The organism is Shewanella sp. CAL98-MNA-CIBAN-0140, from assembly GCF_040309905.1.
Lineage (GTDB): Bacteria > Pseudomonadota > Gammaproteobacteria > Enterobacterales > Shewanellaceae > Shewanella > Shewanella psychromarinicola.
Genome location: NZ_JBEOPI010000018.1, coordinates 16456 through 34838, shown reverse-complemented (window position 1 = coordinate 34838; position 18383 = coordinate 16456). Strand labels below are relative to the sequence as shown.

16 protein-coding genes are annotated in these 18383 nt (G+C 41.6%); 10 read left to right on the top strand and 6 right to left on the bottom strand.

All coding sequences use genetic code 11. The features are described 5' to 3' along the window. Nucleotides 1–177: 177 nt before the first annotated feature. Nucleotides 178–1857, bottom strand: a complete 1680-nt coding sequence (gene pgm / locus AAEY93_RS11015; protein ID WP_351076857.1) for a phosphoglucomutase (alpha-D-glucose-1,6-bisphosphate-dependent) — start codon at nucleotides 1855–1857, stop codon at nucleotides 178–180. A gap of 51 nt (nucleotides 1858–1908) precedes the next feature. Continuing rightward, nucleotides 1909–2535: a replication initiation negative regulator SeqA gene (seqA, locus tag AAEY93_RS11010; protein ID WP_124011495.1), complete on the bottom strand. Its 627-nt coding sequence runs from the start codon at nucleotides 2533–2535 to the stop codon at nucleotides 1909–1911. A gap of 304 nt (nucleotides 2536–2839) precedes the next feature. Here seqA and AAEY93_RS11005 point away from each other — a divergent pair, with 304 nt between their 5' ends. The 10 genes from AAEY93_RS11005 to adhE all read left to right on the top strand — a co-directional run bounded on the left by AAEY93_RS11005 (nucleotide 2840) and on the right by adhE (nucleotide 13872). After that, entirely contained in the window at nucleotides 2840–3613 is a 774-nt protein-coding gene (locus AAEY93_RS11005) for an alpha/beta fold hydrolase (RefSeq protein WP_101031699.1), read from the top strand. Between the two features lie 99 nt (nucleotides 3614–3712). Continuing rightward, complete coding sequence (locus tag AAEY93_RS11000) at nucleotides 3713–3934, top strand: DUF2788 domain-containing protein (protein WP_101031701.1); 222 nt, start codon at nucleotides 3713–3715, stop codon at nucleotides 3932–3934. 8 nt (nucleotides 3935–3942) lie between these two features. Next, nucleotides 3943–4215, top strand: a complete 273-nt coding sequence (ybfE, locus tag AAEY93_RS10995) for a LexA regulated protein (RefSeq protein ID WP_011637372.1) — start codon at nucleotides 3943–3945, stop codon at nucleotides 4213–4215. A gap of 51 nt (nucleotides 4216–4266) precedes the next feature. Continuing rightward, nucleotides 4267–4794 (top strand): flavodoxin FldA, encoded by a 528-nt coding sequence (fldA, locus tag AAEY93_RS10990; protein WP_101031703.1) that lies wholly within the window; start codon nucleotides 4267–4269, stop codon nucleotides 4792–4794. Between the two features lie 200 nt (nucleotides 4795–4994). Further along, nucleotides 4995–6203: an elongation factor P maturation arginine rhamnosyltransferase EarP gene (gene earP / locus AAEY93_RS10985; protein WP_124011497.1), complete on the top strand. Its 1209-nt coding sequence runs from the start codon at nucleotides 4995–4997 to the stop codon at nucleotides 6201–6203. A gap of 49 nt (nucleotides 6204–6252) precedes the next feature. Then, nucleotides 6253–6813 (top strand): elongation factor P, encoded by a 561-nt coding sequence (gene efp, locus AAEY93_RS10980; protein WP_101031709.1) that lies wholly within the window; start codon nucleotides 6253–6255, stop codon nucleotides 6811–6813. Between the two features lie 277 nt (nucleotides 6814–7090). Beyond that, nucleotides 7091–8305: a pyridoxal phosphate-dependent aminotransferase gene (locus AAEY93_RS10975; protein WP_124011498.1), complete on the top strand. Its 1215-nt coding sequence runs from the start codon at nucleotides 7091–7093 to the stop codon at nucleotides 8303–8305. 112 nt (nucleotides 8306–8417) lie between these two features. Further along, complete coding sequence (yfbR, locus tag AAEY93_RS10970) at nucleotides 8418–9005, top strand: 5'-deoxynucleotidase (protein ID WP_101031713.1); 588 nt, start codon at nucleotides 8418–8420, stop codon at nucleotides 9003–9005. 9 nt (nucleotides 9006–9014) lie between these two features. Further along, nucleotides 9015–10391 (top strand): anti-phage deoxyguanosine triphosphatase, encoded by a 1377-nt coding sequence (locus AAEY93_RS10965; protein ID WP_502959554.1) that lies wholly within the window; start codon nucleotides 9015–9017, stop codon nucleotides 10389–10391. A gap of 883 nt (nucleotides 10392–11274) precedes the next feature. Beyond that, nucleotides 11275–13872, top strand: coding sequence for a bifunctional acetaldehyde-CoA/alcohol dehydrogenase (gene adhE / locus AAEY93_RS10960; protein ID WP_124011499.1), 2598 nt, complete (start codon nucleotides 11275–11277; stop codon nucleotides 13870–13872). Nucleotides 13873–13974: 102 nt separating this feature from the next. Here adhE and AAEY93_RS10955 read toward each other — a convergent pair whose 3' ends face one another. From AAEY93_RS10955 to edd, 4 genes are all read right to left on the bottom strand, one after another. Continuing rightward, a complete protein-coding gene (locus AAEY93_RS10955; RefSeq protein ID WP_124011500.1) occupies nucleotides 13975–14670 on the bottom strand; it encodes an aspartate/glutamate racemase family protein in 696 nt (231 codons plus the stop codon). Between the two features lie 470 nt (nucleotides 14671–15140). After that, a complete protein-coding gene (locus AAEY93_RS10950) occupies nucleotides 15141–15653 on the bottom strand; it encodes a DUF1993 domain-containing protein (RefSeq protein WP_124011501.1) in 513 nt (170 codons plus the stop codon). A 227-nt stretch (nucleotides 15654–15880) separates the two neighbouring features. Continuing rightward, nucleotides 15881–16525 carry a bifunctional 4-hydroxy-2-oxoglutarate aldolase/2-dehydro-3-deoxy-phosphogluconate aldolase gene (locus AAEY93_RS10945; RefSeq protein ID WP_101031725.1) on the bottom strand — a complete coding sequence of 215 codons (645 nt, stop codon included), beginning with the start codon at nucleotides 16523–16525 and terminating at the stop codon, nucleotides 15881–15883. Between the two features lie 20 nt (nucleotides 16526–16545). After that, the gene (edd, locus tag AAEY93_RS10940) at nucleotides 16546–18372 is read right to left on the bottom strand and encodes a phosphogluconate dehydratase (protein ID WP_124011502.1); all 1827 of its coding nucleotides are present in this window, start codon (nucleotides 18370–18372) and stop codon (nucleotides 16546–16548) included. Nucleotides 18373–18383: the final 11 nt, after the last annotated feature.

The following is an 18383-nucleotide window of genomic DNA, read 5'->3' as shown; positions in this document are numbered from 1 at the left end:
GCGGCTAGATGCTATAAAATCTTAGCAGCGAAGCTGTCCCTAGCAGGACGTAGTCCGCACTAGAACCTCGAAGACCGCAGGTCGCTCTAGCAGCCGTAGGCGCCCTATTCCTTGATCCTTGACCTCTGTCTCTTCTGGATATGCACAATCCTGCATTTCGAGGTCGTTTGGGTATAACTAGCCTTTTAGGGCTTGATCAATCATTTGTTGTGCTTGAGTAATAATGTCATCCAAATGCTGCTGATTAATAAAGCTTTCGGCATAAATTTTAAACAAGGCTTCAGTGCCCGATGGCCGTGCGGCAAACCAGCCATTTTCGGTAGTGACTTTAATACCGCCAATGGCAGCATTGTTGCCGGGTGCGTGACTCAAAATTGCTGTTATCGCCTCACCCGCTAATTGAGTATCAGTAAAGCTATCACTATTTAATTGTTCAAACTTGGCTTTTTTCTTAAGGCTAATGGGGCTATCGATACGCGTATAAAAACTCTCACCAAATTGCGCAGTTAATTCTTGATAACGCTCTGCAGGTGTTTTACCGGTTACCGCTAATATTTCGGCCGCAAGCAAGGCTAAAATAAAGCCGTCTTTGTCGGTACACCAAGTGCTGCCATCACGTTTTAAAAACGCTGCGCCTGCACTTTCTTCACCGCCAAATGCTATGGTGCTTTTGGCTAAGCCATCAACAAACCATTTAAAGCCTACTGGCACTTCAAGACAATGACGTCCTAACGCCTTACAAACCCTGTCAATCATCGCGCTAGACACTAAGGTTTTTCCGACTGCAAGTGACTCTGACCACTGCGGGCGATGGGTCATTAAATAATCTATCGCAACAGCTAAGTAATGATTCGGGTTCATTAAGCCAGAACCAGGACACACGATACCGTGACGGTCGTAGTCAGGATCATTACCCACGCACAAGTCATAATCTTCGCTGTACGCTAACAAGCCTGCCATGGCATAAGGAGACGAGCAATCCATGCGGATTTTGCCGTCTTTATCTAATGTCATAAAGCCAAATGTGGGGTCGACTTTGTCATTGACTAAGGTAATATCAAGGCCATAGTGAGCGGCTATTTGCTGCCAATAATAAATACCAGAGCCACCCAGTGGATCAACACCAATACGAATGTTGGCTTTTTTAATCGCTTCCATATCTATCACTTGTGCAAGTGATTCAACATAGGGCGCAATAAAATCAACTTCATCTATCCAACCAGATTTTACCGCAACACCGTAATTGACCTTTTTAACCCCAGAGAGTTGATTCGCTAGGTATTGGTTGGCCTTAGATTCAATGATTTTGGTAATTTCACCTTCAGCGGGACCGCCGTGCGGTGGATTGTACTTAATGCCACCATCCTGAGGAGGATTATGTGATGGCGTTATAATTAACCCATCGATTAATGTCGCTGGGTTAGCTGCATTAGCTGCATTAGCTGCATTAGCTGCATTAGCTGCATTAGCGGTGACTATGGCTTGCGACACTACCGGGGTAGGCGTAAACCCATCGTCTTTTTGAATTAACATCTTAACTTGATTAGCAGTCAACACTTCTACCACCGACATAAAGGCGGCATAAGATAATGCATGAGTGTCAAAACCGACAATCATTGGCCCAGTAATATTGGCTGAGTGACGATAATCGACAACAGCTTGGGTGATGGCCCAAATATGGTTTTGATTGAAACTGGATGTAAACGCACTACCACGATGACCCGAAGTGCCAAACGTCACTTTCTGCTGCACGTCTTCCACGTTAGGAATAATGCGATAATAATGACTCATCAATTTAGGAATATTCACTAAATCCGTTTGTAAAGCGTGCTGTCCTGCGCGTTGATGAATGGCCACGTGTGGTCTCCTATGAGTAAATGATTAATTGAATCTTCGGAAAATCAAATGTTAAATGTGTTCAGCGATGCTCTTTGCTCTTTCACTACCACAGCCTAAATGTTCCAATACCTCTGTTAATATAGTTTGTTTTTTCGCAGTATTGTTATTGGTGGTGACCCAAAAACCACTTGAGGCAATTTCTTTTGGATTAGAAGATTGACTTGAATTTAATAATGCCTGTTTAGAACGAGCAAAATACAAACGTCCTTTGCCTTGCACATTAAGCACCTTATCAAAATCACTGCGAGCAGTGGTTTCAAGACTGGCTAATAAATGCATAAAACGCCCTACCGCACCTTTTTGCTGGCTTAATAAATGTTGGTTAACAATCGCATCAAAATCAATCGTGACTAACGTTGAAATGTCTTCATCTAGTGGATAGTGCTGACCGGTAATATTCTGTTCCGCAATGACCTTTTCCACGACTGCCTTAGCTTGATTAAAAACCGAATGACGATCTTCCAGCGATTCAGATTCTAAACTGGGCTGACTAATGGCCTTGGGTAAGCTTATATCGACATCTTCGACAGACAAGTTCAATAAACGACGCAAAATATCTGAAGCGCTTTCGCCGATGCGTTCCGTCTTACTGGCAATAAAACGATAAAGTTCTTCGTCAATTTCAATGTATTTCATCAGAGTCATCCTTTTTCTATCAGTCTTTGTCACTACTGTAGCCATTATTTTGCTGGCGCCGAGTAATTCGGGATCGCAGATCAAATTATTATTAATGCGATCAAAAAAATATTGTTCCAGTGTAAGCCAAGCTTAACCTACTAATAAAGTAGCAAAATCATTAAATGACCTATAATGCTGAAATTTTATTAAAAGGCGATTAAAATATCATCAACAATTGTGACAACGATCATCAAAACTTGATTTGACAGGCTCATTGCAGCAAAATCCCCCGCACAAATTGTCCCAATGAGCTTATTGCGTTATGCATTATGTATCTTCTGGTCAAGGTGAAGCCGTCCTGCTTATTCATGGACTGTTTGGTAATCTTGATAATTTAAAAAACCTAGGCAGCGTGCTTGAACAACAGCATCAAGTCATACGGGTTGATTTGCCCAATCATGGCTTGAGTGAACATTGGGATAACATGGATTACGCTCAACTGGCTGATGCCATGGTTGATGTACTCGATGATTTATACCTCAAACAAGTCCATGTTATTGGGCATTCAATGGGCGGCAAAATTGCAATGGCAATGGCACTTTTACACCCAGAACGAGTAATAAGCCTAGTGATCGCAGATATCGCTCCTGTGGCTTATAGTCCGAGACATCAAACGGTGTTTGCAGGATTAACCAGTTTAATATTAAACAGTAAAACCACTCGAAAATCAGCCTTAACCCACTTAATGGATGCAGGTATTGATGAGCCGACATCTCAGTTTTTACTTAAGAATCTACAACGTACTGATAGCGGTTTTGAATGGAAAATGAATTTAACTGGGCTAATCGAGTCTTACGACCGTATTATTGGATGGAATTTACCATTAACCAATGACAAACATTTTGATAAACCAGCACTATTTATCCGTGGTGGTGAGTCAAATTATGTAACGGCTGAATATCGTGATGAAATCATGCGTCAATTTCCTCGCGCTAGCGCCAAAACATTAAATGGCACAGGGCATTGGTTACATGCACAAAAGCCAGAGATATTTAATCGCATCGTGTCTGAGTTTATTGAACAAAACCAAGGGTAAGTTTTTAATATTTTAGCTTTTTGAATATAGCCGATTGTCACCTAATGTGATATATTCGCGCCCTCTTTTCGCCAGACACTCAATCGCGAAGGTAGAAGTATGTTAAACCAATACATTGAACAAATTGAAGCGGTAGGCTTAAACTTGTTTTTTGCATCGATATTCTTTTTTATCGGCATGGCTATCCATGATGTGCTTAAACAAGGTCAAGTCCCCAAATTTGGTCGATTTATTGTGTGGTTAGTTTTATTCCTCGGCTGCGCCGGGTTTATTGCAAAAGGTATTATTCAGATGACCTGGGAAGGCTCTGGGATCGGTTAAAGAGTACAATGGCAAAAGAAACAACAGATAGAACGACTATTGACCTTTTTGCTGCAGAAACTCGCCGAGGGCGCCCGAGAAGTAACCCACTTTCTAGGGAGCAGCAATTAAAGATCAACAAGCGTAACCAAATTCAGCGTGATCGCGCTAACGGTTTAAAGCGAATAGAGTTAAAGGTGTCACAAGATCTGTATGATGCCTTGAACCAACAAGCTTTGAACAGTAACATTAGTCGTAGCCAGTTAATCGAATTTATTCTGCAACAGCAACTCGACAACTGAGACGTTTTTAGAACATCGCACAACGCGAACTTGATATTTAAAGGATAGACAATGGCAACTGTAGGTCTTTTTTTCGGTAGCGATACTGGCAACACCGAAGCTATAGCCAAAATGATCCAGAAAAAACTGGGTAAAAGCATGCTCGATGTTAAAGACATCGCAAAGAGTACTAAAGAGCAAATTGCTGAATATGATTTGTTAATGTTTGGTATTCCAACATGGTATTACGGCGAAGCACAGTGTGATTGGGATGATTTTTTTCCAGATCTTGAGCAAATCGACTTTACCGATAAGTTAGTCGCTATTTTTGGTTGTGGTGACCAAGAAGATTATGCGGAATACTTCCTCGATGCGATGGGCATGATACGTGACATCGTAGAAGCGCGTGGTGGGATCATTATTGGTAATTGGCCATCTGAAAGCTACAACTTCGAAGCCTCTAAAGGCATGGCGGACGATAAGCACTTTGTTGGTTTAGGGATTGACGAAGACCGTCAACCAGAACTCACCGATGAGCGTGTTGATGCTTGGGTCAAGCAGATTTATGAAGAAATGTGTTTAGCTGAGTTAGAAGACTAATTCTGTAGTTACTCAGTAAAAAAAAGCGGCAATTAGCCGCTTTTTTTCTTTTTAACTATCGGCTGTCGTCGGTGAAAAAACCAAACCGAGGCTGATTCATTTTAAGTTTGAACCCGCTAAAATTTTAGACAGACTTTTATGCAGTATAAAAAAAATAATATCTTAAATACATTTTCTATATATCAAAAGCACACAAGAATATGGCCGGATTTAGCAGCAAAATCTTTGATTTAGACATAAATAATAGTTTGAATCATTGGGATATATTTTGTACCGTTGTCGATAATTATGGAGACATAGGTGTCACGTGGCGTTTGGCTAAGCAGTTGGTGACAGAATATGCCATACCCATTAATCTATGGGTTGATGACTTAGTGAGTTTTTCGCATATTTTACCAATGCTAGATCCCGATAAAGCACAGCAGAATATCAATGGCGTGAATATATTTCAATGGAATAACCCACTTGATATTAAGTTTGAAGCTGGGGTTGTGGTAATTGAAGCATTTGCCTGTGAGTTACCTTCACAGGTAAAGCTAGCCATTGAACAATTACATCAACACCCAGATACTTGCGCCCCTACTTGGTTAAACCTTGAATACCTTAGTGCCGAAAATTGGGTCGCTGGTTGTCATGGACTGCCGTCGTCACAAGCCAATGGGGTCAAAAAGTGGTTTTACTTTCCCGGTTTTAGCGCTCAAACCGGAGGACTTATTTGTGAACGTGAATTGTTTAGCCAACGAGATGAATGGCAAGCAGATCATAAACATAAATTAGCATTATTCAAGCAGCTAGGGTTACAGGGCATTAATGCCCAGGATACGGTTATCAGTGTTTTTAGTTATGAAACCCAAGCCTTACTCGCTTTATGTCATTTATGGCAAGCGTCGCCTACCCCAATTCATGCGCTTATCCCTAAAGGGCGCAGTTTGCACAGCTTAACAAGCCTATTGCCTTGTGCGATTGAAGATTTGATGCCCGGTCAGCAATTTGTCATAGGTAGCTTAACCTTGCATATATTACCCATGACAGATCAAAATGACTTTGATCGCTTGCTATGGAGCTGTGATTTTAATATTGTGCGGGGTGAAGATTCATTTTTACGTGCTCAATGGGCTGCAAAACCCTTCATATGGCACATTTATCCTCAAGAAGATGATTATCACTTGGTAAAATTACAAGCTTTTATGCAACTTTACTGCGATAATCTTGCTCCAGAAATTACTACTACTTGGTCTGAGGTGAATTTGGCCTTCAACCGGGGCAATACACACGCGGTAGTTATGCACTGGCAACAGTTAAATTCTGTTAATTTGTCTTTAATGCAACATGCTATTAAATGGCCAATTAACGCGTTAAAAGATGCAGATCTTGCGAGTCGACTCGTTCAATTCGTTAAAAATAGCTAAGATACTGCTCTATAAATAAAAAAAGTCCAAAAATATAGGAAATAGTGAAATGAAAACTGCTCATGAAATCCGTCCTGGTAACGTGATCATGTTAGATGGCAGCCCATGGGTTGTTCAGAAGACTGAAACAACTCGTTCTGGCCGTAACGCTGCAATCGTTAAATTAAAATTAAAGAACGTATTGCTAGATTCTGGTACTGAACAAACCTTTAAAGGTGAAGACAAATTAGACGATATCGTTCTAGAACGTCTTGATTGTACTTACTCATACTTTGCTGATCCTATGTATGTGTTCATGGATGAAGAATATAACCAGTATGATGTAGAAGCTGACAACTTAGGTGATGCAGCTGCCTATATCATCGATGGCATGGAAGACATGTGTCAAGTGACCTTCTATGAAGAGAAAGCGATATCTGTTGAATTGCCGATCCACATCGTACGTGAAGTTATTTACACCGAGCCATCCGCTCGTGGTGATACTTCAGGTAAAGTGATGAAGCCTGCTACTATTACTGGTGGTGGCACGGTCACAGTTGCTGACTTTGTAAAAGTGGGTGACAAGATTGAAATTGACTCTCGTACCGGCGAGTTCAAAAAGCGCGTTTAATTGCCCATTAACGTGTGTTATTGATAAAATATCAATAACACAAGTTAATGCATTAAAAGCCAGCACTTAGTGCTGGCTTTTTTGTTATAAAATGGAATAAGACAACTGCATTAGGCATTAACAACAGTATAAAACACTTTTATATGTGCCATCAAACTGGCAATAACAGCATTTCTGACTGATTAATTTGTTCATTTTACTCTTATGCCCCTTCCACAAGAACAATAAATTCGTTATGGTTCGCTAACTTAAGCCGTATTTAGTTATCGAGAGTAGTATGCGACCCATTATCAAATCCAATAAGCTTGATTCAGTTTGTTACGATATCCGTGGACCCGTCCATAAAGAAGCCCGTCGTTTAGAAGACGAGGGCCATCGTATTTTAAAGCTTAATATCGGCAACCCAGCCCCATTTGGATTTGAAGCACCAGAAGAAATCGTCCGAGATGTCATTTTAAACCTACCGAGTGCGCAAGGTTACTGCGAATCAAAAGGCTTATTCTCTGCGCGTAAAGCCATAGTGCAACACTATCAAGCACAAGGCATATTTGGCGTTGATATTGAAGATATCTACATTGGTAATGGTGTATCAGAATTGATTATGATGGCTATGCAAGGCCTACTCAACACCGATGATGAAGTACTCATCCCCTCGCCTGATTATCCATTATGGACTGCGGCAGCAAACCTTGCCGGTGGTAACGCGGTACATTACCGTTGCGATGAAGAAGCCGATTGGTTTCCAGACTTAGACGATATTAAACGCAAAATTAGCAGTCGCACCCGCGCAATAGTGTTGATCAACCCCAACAATCCAACCGGCGCAGTTTACAGTAGAGAATTGTTGTTAGAAGTTATTGAGCTATGTCGTCAACATGATTTGATTTTATTCGCGGATGAGATTTACGACAAAATTCTGTATGACGAAGCTAAGCATATTCCAGCGGCGGGCTTGTCTGATGATATTTTAACCATCACCTTTAATGGCTTATCTAAAGCGTATCGCGCAGCTGGGTTTCGTGTCGGTTGGATGATGTTATCGGGTAATTTAAAAGCCGCCAAAAGCTACATTGAAGGCTTAGAAATGCTCGCCTCAATGCGTTTGTGTGCCAATGTACCCAATCAACATGCTATTCAAACCGCGTTAGGGGGTTATCAGTCAATTAATGAATTGATATTACCAAACGGTCGCTTAACCGTACAACGTGACGCCGTATATGAATTGCTTAATCAAATCCCTGGGGTCAGCTGTAAAAAGCCTAAAGGAGCCTTATACGCGTTTCCGAAGTTAGATATGAAAAAGTTTAATTTACGTGATGATGAACGCTTGGTACTTGATTTATTAAAAACTAAAAAGATTCTGTTAGTACAAGGAACAGCCTTTAATTGGCCAGAGCCCGATCACCTTCGAGTGGTTTTTTTGCCCTATAAAGAAGATTTGGCTAAAGCCCTTACCGAGTTTGGTGAATTCTTAGAGGATTATCGTCAATAGTCTCTTGACACTTCATCTCTAGCACAAAATACTAAGCGACTGAACAGTCGCTTTTTTTTATCGATAAGCTCATGTAAGCTGACTGAATCTATTGAGCGCAGTAAGGAGTCTCATGAGTCATTTATTTGCCCATTTATCGCGGATGAAGCTAATCCAACGTTGGCCGTTAATGCATAACGTGCGTCGCGAAAACGTCCAAGAACATTCACTGCAAGTGGCTATGGTTGCCCACGCTTTAGTGATCATCAGCAATAAGAAATTCGCCACAGACTTAGACGCCAATAAAGCTGCAACGATTGCGATTTATCATGATGCCAGTGAAATTTTAACCGGAGACTTGCCCACACCGGTTAAATATTTTAATAAAGAGATAGAAGCTGAATATAAAAAGATCGAAGCCATAGCCGAACAACGAATGCTTGAAATGGTACCTGATGAATTTAAAGAAGATTACCGCAGTTTATTCATTAGTCAAGATGCTGACCCACAATACAAAGCCATTGTGAAAGCCGCCGATACGTTATGCGCGTATCTTAAATGCTTAGAAGAACAAAAAGCCGGTAACAGCGAATTCAACAGTGCCTGTAAACGTTTAGAACAAATGATAGACGACAACCCTAACCCCGCAGTTGGTTACTTCCGTGATTGTTTTATTCCAAGTTTTACATTGAATTTAGACGAAATTAATCAAATGCTGTAAAGGAAATATATGCCTGATAACACCGTCATGCCCAGTAGTACAGAACATGAGGACTGTTGGCAACAACGTCTACTTGGCGAAGATAAACAACGCCGTAATGATCACCGCAGTCCTTATCAGCGCGATCGTGGCCGAATTCTACATTCTGCCGCATTTCGACGACTTCAAGCCAAAACCCAAGTGCTTGGTATCGGCATGAATGACTTTTATCGCACTCGTTTGACCCATTCGTTGGAAGTCTCTCAAATTGGTACCGGCATCACCGCACAGTTACGTCGTAAGTATCCAGAACTTAAGTACTTGCTTAACTCTATGAGCTTAATTGAATCGATTTGTTTAGCTCACGATATAGGCCATCCACCCTTTGGCCACGGGGGTGAAGTCGCATTAAATTACATGATGCGCCATCATGGTGGATTTGAAGGGAATGGCCAAACCTTCCGTATTTTAACCCGTTTAGAGCCCTATACACCGTCATGGGGAATGAATCTGACTCGGCGGACGCTATTGGGTGTGATGAAATACCCCGCAACTCATGGGCAGTTATTTGTTGACCAACACCGTCCAGACATTGCCAATCATCGTCAATTAAAACCATCAGAATGGCCACCAGTAAAAGGCTTGTTTGATGATGATAAACCTATTGTTGATTGGGTATTAGATTCATTATCCAAGTCTGATAGACAGTTGTTTATCACTAGTGAGCAAAATCATACTCACGCCAATTACCCACATCTTAAAACCCGCTATAAGTCCTTTGACTGCTCTATTATGGAGTTGGCTGACGATATTGCCTATGCCGTGCATGATCTAGAAGATGCCATTGTCATGGGGATTGTTAATCAACATCAGTGGCAACGCGATGTGGTTGAGCAGTTAACGGAGATCAAGGATCAATGGCTCATATCGGAAATGGCTCAAATAGGTGACAAACTATTTTCCCATGAGCATCATTTACGCAAAGATGCCATCGGTACCTTAGTCAACGGTTTCGTGACTGCGATTGGCATCAGTGCCAATCCACAATTTGAACAAGACTTATTAAAATATAATGCAGAATTAGAGCCAGACTTTGCTTCAGCTTTACATGTACTTAAACAATTGGTGTTTAAGTACGTTATTCGTAAACCCGAAATTCAAATGTTGGAATACAAAGGCCAACAAATTGTAATGGAATTGTTTGAAGCGTTTTCCTCTGATCCAGAGCGTCTATTACCGCTCAACACTCGTGAACGATGGTTAGCCGAGTGTAATGAAAACAATAATCCAATGCGGGTGATTGCCGATTATATTTCCGGCATGACTGATGAGTTTGCAGGCCGCTTACATCAGCAATTATTTGGTTCAAAAACCGCAGGCATCATGGAATTAAGTCGCGAGCAATAAGCATAAAAAAGCACTTGGTTGTTCCAACCACAATTGCTGGTCATTCTTATTGATATACTTGTCCGTCATTAATGGATCTATCGCCATAAACCCAAGGGCATAAACGCTAGCATTGAGACTAGATAGCGCTTTGGTGGGTGGCAAATCGATACCGTACGGCAAAGATGGTACTTGCGACAGTAACAATATTAGCGCGTAAAACACGCTTTTACTGAGCGTCAGTAAAACATTAAGTCACAACAATCACGCAGTATAATTACCCTTAAGGGGTTAACAGAAGATAAGTTTGGTTTGAGAGTCACCACGTTATTCTAACCAAAGCATACATTCGGCCCACATTGAATATTGGCCTTAAAGTGAGTCAATCCGCCCTTATAAATATTGATATCAATCACAGTTCACTGATTAAGTAAGCAAAACGAATTTTAGCATTTGCTTATATGCATTGATCAGTAATAAGATATTTCACACATTCAACAGACTATTTTCAAACTGTTTGATATGGTTAATTAATTAGGCCAAGGTATAAGGTTAAAAGTAAAAAAAGTTCAGTGTAAAACAACCAAAAACATACCCCTAAGCCTATTGACCATTGCACTTGTTGATGACAATAGAGCCAGTGATGACTGATTTATCGCCATTATTAACTAGTGCCATAAGCAGATCATCATGTTGAGCGAGTATAAGCGTTAGGTCATATCGAAGTGCTGGATGAACAGAAGTTAAATATTAAGTGCTAAAAAGCATTCAATGCTGTAATAAAATTACATAAGTTACGCTTTTGTGGTCATCATCACAACAAATACAGCCTAAAAGTTGTAATTTTATTTACAAAGAATATTTTGCAAAACTAATTTGTTGAATATTTTTACAGGAAACCACTATGACAGTCACCAATACGCAAGAGCTAGATTTATTAGTAGAACGCGTTGCCAAAGCCCAAGCCGAGTTTGCCAATTTTAGCCAAGAACAAGTTGATATCATCTTTAGGGCGGCCGCTTTAGCCGCTGCAGATGCACGTATATCATTAGCTAAAATGGCCGTAACCGAAACGGGGATGGGTGTATTAGAAGATAAGGTGATTAAAAACCACTTTGCCTCTGAATACATTTATAACAAATACAAAGATGAAAAAACCTGTGGCATTCTATCTGAGGACTTAACCTTTGGTACCATTACCATTGCAGAGCCTGTCGGTATTATTTGCGGTATTGTTCCCACCACGAATCCCACTTCAACCGCTATTTTTAAAGCCCTTATCAGCTTAAAAACCCGTAATGGCATTATTTTCTCACCCCACCCAAGGGCGAAAAACTCAACCACCACAGCAGCTAGAATTGTATTAGATGCGGCAGTGGCCGCGGGTGCGCCTAAAGACATCATTGGCTGGATAGACCAACCGAGTGTTGCACTGTCTAACCAATTAATGACTCATGAAAAAATTAACTTAATTTTAGCTACGGGTGGACCTGGCATGGTTAAAGCCGCCTACTCGTCTGGTAAACCTGCCATTGGTGTGGGCGCGGGTAATACACCGATTGTGATTGACGAAACCGCAGACATTAAACGTGCGGTGAGCTCAATTTTAATGTCAAAAACCTTCGACAATGGCGTAGTTTGTGCCTCTGAACAAGCCGTGATTATTGTGGACAGCATTTACAAGCAAGTAAAAGAGCGCTTTATCAGCCATGGCGGATATATCCTGTCTAAAGCTGAGACCGCAGCAATGCAAACGGTGATCCTTAAAAATGGCGGACTCAATGCTGATATTGTAGGCCAAAGTGCGGTAGCGATTGCTGCAATGGCGGGTTTTGACGTTCCTAGCACCACTAAAGTTCTCATTGGTGAAGTAACTGATATAGATGATGCCGAAGCATTTGCTCACGAGAAGTTGTCTCCGTTATTGGGAATGTATAAAGCAAAAGACTTTAACGAGGCAATGGATAAAGCCGAAGCCTTAGTCACGTTAGGGGGGATTGGCCACACATCAGGTTTATATACCAATCAAGACACCCAAGATGAACGTGTTAAAATCTTTGGCTTTAGAATGAAAACTGCACGTATTCTAATTAATACACCGGCATCTCATGGTGGCATAGGTGACTTGTACAATTTTAAATTAGCGCCGTCGTTAACGCTAGGTTGTGGTTCATGGGGCGGTAATTCAATTTCGGAAAATGTCGGTCCAAGCCACTTGATCAATACTAAAATGGTCGCTAAGAGGGCTGAAAATATGTTGTGGCACAAACTTCCATCATCTATATACTTCCGCCGCGGCTGTTTACCAATAGCACTAGAAGAGTTAAGTGATAAAAAACGTGCGCTGATCATTACTGACAAATTCTTATTTAATAATGGTTACTGTAACGAAACCTTAAAAATTCTTAAGGCACAGGGTCTTGAAACCGAAATTTTTTATGAAGTAGAAGCTGACCCAACCTTAACTATTGTACGCCAAGGTGCAAAAGTCGCCCAAAGCTTCCAACCCGATGTCATTATTGCACTCGGTGGTGGTTCGCCAATGGATGCCGCTAAAATTATTTGGGTGATGTACGAGCACCCTGATGTTGATTTTGCCGATTTAGCACTGCGCTTTATGGATATCCGTAAACGTATATACAAATTCCCTAAAATGGGCGTTAAAGCTCAAATGGTTGCCATTCCGACAACCTCAGGTACAGGTTCAGAAGTGACCCCTTTTGCCGTGGTAACTGATGAAGTAACCGGAATGAAGTATCCTATCGCTGACTATCAATTAACCCCGAATATGGCGATTGTTGATCCTAACTTAGTCATGGATATGCCCAAATCACTCACCGCTTTTGGTGGCATTGATGCTGTTACACATGCGTTAGAAGCTTATGTGAGTGTAATGGCAAACGAATACAGTGATGGCCAAGCGCTACAAGCATTAGACCTATTGTTTAAGTACCTACCAGAATCCTATGAGTTTGGTGCAAACGCGCCTGTTGCCCGAGAAAAAGTTCACAATGGTGCGACGATTGCCGGCATTGCTTTTGCCAACGCATTCTTAGGTGTTTGTCACTCAATGGCGCACAAACTGGGTGCTGAGTTCCACCTAGCACACGGCTTAGCTAACGCGCTGTTAATCTCTAACGTGATCCGCTTTAACGCGACGGATATGCCAACCAAGCAAGCCGCTTTTAGTCAATACGACCGCCCTAAAGCACTGTGTCGTTATGCTGCCATTGCGGATTATTTAAAGCTTGGGGGTAAAACCGATGCTCAAAAAGTTGACAAGCTGATTGAAAAAATCGAAGCGCTGAAAACAACCATAGGTATTCCTGCATCAATCCAGGACGCCGGGGTTAATGAAGCAGATTTTATCGCCAAACTGGATGAGCTTGCTGAAGATGCTTTTGATGATCAATGTACGGGTGCCAATCCACGTTACCCGTTGATTAAAGAGCTTAAACAAGTGTTATTGGACAGCTTCTATGGCAGAGCTTATAACGACTAGTCAACTCAATAACAAGCAGTAAGCTTATAACACTGCGCCTTACGAGATAATTATCGTAAGGCGTTTTTTTTATACCTTTGACTGTGTGAAAACCTTACCAAACTACTTTGCTAGCGCCAGCATAACAGCGCTGTGAGCATGAATTTGAGTGGTATCATACAAAGGCACATTGGTATGTTGTTGCTGCACCAGTAAGGCTATTTCAGTACAACCTAAAATCACTGCCTCGGCTCCTTGAGCGAATAATTTATCAATAATACTAAGATAGCATTGTCGAGATTGCAGATTAATCTTGCCTAGGCACAACTCTTGATATATCACATTATGGATTAATATTTGATCGTCTGGCGAAGGCACAATAACTTCGATAGGATAGTTATCGGTGATACGCTGCTTATAAAAATCTTGCTCCATAGTAAAGCGCGTACCCAATAAGCCCACTTTACCGATACCGTCGGCTAACAACGCCTCGGCGGTGGCATCGGCGATATGTAAAATAGGGATAGAGATTTGTGCTTGAATGTCATCGGCCACTTTGTGCATTGTATTGGTACAAATCAACAAAAAGTCAGCCCCGCCCGCTTCAACAGCCTTAGCCGCATTTGATAAATGAATGGCGGTATCGTCCCACAACCCTTGATGTTGCAATATTTCAATTTCAGCAAAATCGACACTGTACAAACAAATTTTAGCCGAATGAAGTCCGCCTAAAGTAGACTTCACCCCTTGATTAATGGCCTGGTAGTAACTCAGCGTTGACTCCCAACTCATGCCACCTATCATACCGATTGTTTTCATATTCACTCCTACAACTGAATAGCAAAAAGTCCCTATAGACATGATTGGCCAGATGGAACCTTACTTCGAAATAACACACTTATATCCTAAGCCGTATTATCGTTATTCAGACTTCGGATAATATAACCTCAATACAAATAAGAGATAAGCCAAACGGATAAAAATCAGCATCTTTGACGTATTGCATTGCTAACTTGCCTAGCGTTTTGCTAACAAGACCCATTTATACGGAAATATCTGCCTATGACAAGTTACTACAACGGCATGAGCTGGACAAAAGAGTTGCTTAATAATCGTTTACTATCTCAAATGCAGCTATCTAGCAATAAGCCCCCTTTCGTGCCGCTATCCACAACTTATCCTATTGTTGTTTAGTAGACTTTATTTGGCTAGATAACAAAAAACCAGCTCAGGCTGGTTTTAGTGGCGCCATTGACACTGGCGCTTACTGTTGGTCACTAGTGGCTCAGTTACGACTTAAATGACATTGCACCTAAGTAATCTTTTTTACCGACTTCAACCCCATTATGACGCAAGATTGAATAGGCTGTTGTGATATGAAAATGAACATTAGGGATTGCATGTTCAAGTAAGAAATCGTGGCCGGTAAGGTACTTATCGTTCCAACGATGATGAGTGATCTTGCGGGTTTGGGCACCAACAAAATCTTCTGCTTTAAAAGTGGCTAAATAACCAATAACCGAGGTTATGCGGGTTTGTAATTCTGCCACAGTCGTTTCATTATCTTCATGTTTTGGTGCACGGTCTTGTTGACCCGTTAAACGCGCAACCGATAATTTTGCGGTATCACACGCGATTTGTACTTGGCGAATTAAGTTAAATTGATCTGCTGCTAAACGTGAGTTAAGTAATACCGACATTTCAATCTTTTTAGCACCGGCAAAGTCTTCCCCTTTCGCAAGAATTGAACTTAAGTTATTGAGCATTTTACTAAATTGCACAACCGTTAAATCATAAAACATAGAGAATACCTCTTAAAAATGAATGAGCTTGCATTGTTTTAGGTCTAAAACATCAATAATCGTATACTTATCAACAATAACGCTTAGATTATCAGCAACCCTTAGATTACATCAAACTGAATAATAAGAACTTTACTTAAATTAAATTAACTTAATGATATACACAGTAAACTATCGATAATAAAAAACCAGCATAAGCTGGTTTTTTAGGTCACACAATCAATGTATTACAAAGCCGCCAGGGCTTCTTTACATAATTGTGTAATGCGATCCCACTCTTCGTTATCTACAGCATCAGTCGGTGCAATCCAGCTGCCGCCAATGCAATCAACATTTGATAATGCTAAATAATCTTTATAAGTCGCTGGGCTGATCCCACCAGTTGGACAGAATCGGATCTCAGAAAGTGGGCCAGAGAAAGACTTTAATACATTAACGCCACCCGAGGCTTCTGCAGGGAAAAACTTGAAGTGAGTGTAGCCCAACTCCATACCCACCATAATCTCTGAAATACTCGCGACACCTGGAATTAACGGCACAGTGCCTTTCTTGGCCGCTTTTAATAGATCAACCGTTGCACCCGGGGTAATGATAAATTGCGAACCCGCATCAATAGCTTGTTGTAACTGGGCTTCATTTAAAATGGTCCCTGCACCAACCAATGCTTCTGGCACTTCTTTAGCAATTTTAGCTATCGCTTCTAACGCACATGGAGTTCGTAAAGTGACTTCTAAGACACTAATGCCGCCAGCCACTAACGCTTTTGCTAATGGGACAGCGTGTTCAAGTTTATTAATGACCATGACCGGAACAACCGGGCTGCGTTTAAACACGTCTTGTGGTTGGAGCAACCAATTATTAGGCTCAAGCATATTACAGTCTTCCTTTGTCGTTAATATAATTCATCAATCGCATTAGTACTGCGAGCACCTGTTTCTGGGCTGCTCAAACTGCTACGTAGCGCGCCAAACAACTCACGGCCCATGCCATAACTTGAGTGATGTAAATCCACTATCCCTGCGGTTCTGCTTGCAAGTGTCTTCTCGTCAACAAACAGGGTTAATTCACCCGTTGTAGCATCAACACGAATTAAATCACCGTTCTCAACTTTGGCAATCAAACCACCGTCTAGCGCTTCTGGGGTTAAATGAATGGCTGCAGGTACTTTACCTGATGCACCTGACATACGGCCGTCAGTCACTAGTGCAACTTTAAAACCTTTGTCTTGTAGGGTACCTAAGTAGGGTGTGAGTTTATGCAGCTCAGGCATCCCGTTAGCTTTAGGGCCTTGACCTCTAACAACCACAACACAATCTCTGTCAAGCTCACCCGCTTGGAATAGTGCATCAAGTTTGTTTTGATCATCAATCACAATCGCAGGACCTTCAACTACGCGATTTTTATCGGGCACGGCAGATACTTTAATCACTGCGCGGCCTAAGTTACCTTTGAGTAACTTCAAACCACCGTTATGTTGAAATGGTGTATCAAGGTGAGTTAACACTTCTTTGTCTAAGCTTTCAGTGACACCATCAACCCACTTAAGCTCGCCATCAAGCAAACGAGGTTCTTGGGTATAACGACGTAAGCCATAACCTGCAACGGTATTAACATCTTCATGCAATAGGCCGCCATCAAGTAACTCTTTAACCAACAACGCCATGCCACCTGCTGCATGGAAGTGATTAATATCGGCATGACCATTTGGATATACGCGGGCTAATAATGGTACTGCATCAGATAAATCAGAAAAATCATCCCAATTAACGATAATGCCAGCGGCGCGAGCTGCAGCGACAATGTGCATGGTTAAGTTAGTTGAACCACCGGTCGCGAGAATACCCACAATGCCATTAACTACTGACTTTTCAGAGACCAGTTCACCAATCGGAGTGTACTGTGTACCCATTGCGGTTAGACGGCACACTTGTTTGGCAGCCATTTTGCTTAATTCATCACGTAATGGATCATCAGGATTAACAAACGATGAACCAGGTAATTGTAACCCCATGATTTCAAGCATTAACTGGTTAGAGTTAGCTGTACCATAAAAGGTACATGTGCCGGCGCTATGATATGACTTAGCTTCAGCTTCAAGCAATGCGGCACGATCAACCTGCCCTTGGGCAAATTGTTGACGAATACGCGCTTTTTCTTTATTTGGAATACCTGACTTCATTGGACCAGCAGGCACAAATAACATCGGCAAATGACCAAAGCTTAATGCACCGATTAATAAACCTGGAACGATTTTGTCACAAATACCCAGTAGTAGCGCACCATCAAACATATTGTGCGACAAACCTACCGCGGTAGACATAGCAATGACTTCACGACTCAGTAAGCTAAGTTCCATGCCTGGCTGACCTTGGGTCACACCGTCACACATGGCAGGAACACCTGCCGCGACTTGTGCCACACTACCCACATCCATACACGCTTGCTTAAGCATATTTGGATAAGTTTCATAGGGTTGATGTGCTGACAACATGTCATTAAATGCAGTCACAATACCAATATTGGCTTTCGTTAGCTGGCGTAAAGAATCTTTTGCTACCGGCTGACAGGCTGCAAAACCATGGGCCAAATTGCCACAACTTAATGCACTACGATGAACCCCTTGGGCTTTGGCATCGTTTAACGCGGTTAAATACGTTGATCGAGATTGTTGACTACGAGCAATAATTCTATCGGTGACGGCTTGTACTACTGAATGCATGGTAAAACTCC

What these genes read in the sequence shown, in the direction of transcription:
- fldA (WP_101031703.1), top strand. Translation starts at nt 4,267, where the DNA reads ATGGCAACTGTAGGTCTTTTTTTCGGTAGCGATACTGGCAACACCGAA.
- AAEY93_RS10950 (WP_124011501.1), bottom strand. Translation starts at nt 15,653, where the DNA reads ATGTTTTATGATTTAACGGTTGTGCAATTTAGTAAAATGCTCAATAAC.
- adhE (WP_124011499.1), top strand. Translation starts at nt 11,275, where the DNA reads ATGACAGTCACCAATACGCAAGAGCTAGATTTATTAGTAGAACGCGTT.
- AAEY93_RS10945 (WP_101031725.1), bottom strand. Translation starts at nt 16,525, where the DNA reads ATGCTTGAGCCTAATAATTGGTTGCTCCAACCACAAGACGTGTTTAAA.
- edd (WP_124011502.1), bottom strand. Translation starts at nt 18,372, where the DNA reads ATGCATTCAGTAGTACAAGCCGTCACCGATAGAATTATTGCTCGTAGT.
- AAEY93_RS10965 (WP_502959554.1), top strand. Translation starts at nt 9,015, where the DNA reads ATGCCTGATAACACCGTCATGCCCAGTAGTACAGAACATGAGGACTGT.
- earP (WP_124011497.1), top strand. Translation starts at nt 4,995, where the DNA reads ATGGCCGGATTTAGCAGCAAAATCTTTGATTTAGACATAAATAATAGT.
- AAEY93_RS11005 (WP_101031699.1), top strand. Translation starts at nt 2,840, where the DNA reads ATGCATTATGTATCTTCTGGTCAAGGTGAAGCCGTCCTGCTTATTCAT.
- seqA (WP_124011495.1), bottom strand. Translation starts at nt 2,535, where the DNA reads ATGAAATACATTGAAATTGACGAAGAACTTTATCGTTTTATTGCCAGT.
- yfbR (WP_101031713.1), top strand. Translation starts at nt 8,418, where the DNA reads ATGAGTCATTTATTTGCCCATTTATCGCGGATGAAGCTAATCCAACGT.
- ybfE (WP_011637372.1), top strand. Translation starts at nt 3,943, where the DNA reads ATGGCAAAAGAAACAACAGATAGAACGACTATTGACCTTTTTGCTGCA.
- efp (WP_101031709.1), top strand. Translation starts at nt 6,253, where the DNA reads ATGAAAACTGCTCATGAAATCCGTCCTGGTAACGTGATCATGTTAGAT.
- AAEY93_RS10975 (WP_124011498.1), top strand. Translation starts at nt 7,091, where the DNA reads ATGCGACCCATTATCAAATCCAATAAGCTTGATTCAGTTTGTTACGAT.
- AAEY93_RS11000 (WP_101031701.1), top strand. Translation starts at nt 3,713, where the DNA reads ATGTTAAACCAATACATTGAACAAATTGAAGCGGTAGGCTTAAACTTG.
- AAEY93_RS10955 (WP_124011500.1), bottom strand. Translation starts at nt 14,670, where the DNA reads ATGAAAACAATCGGTATGATAGGTGGCATGAGTTGGGAGTCAACGCTG.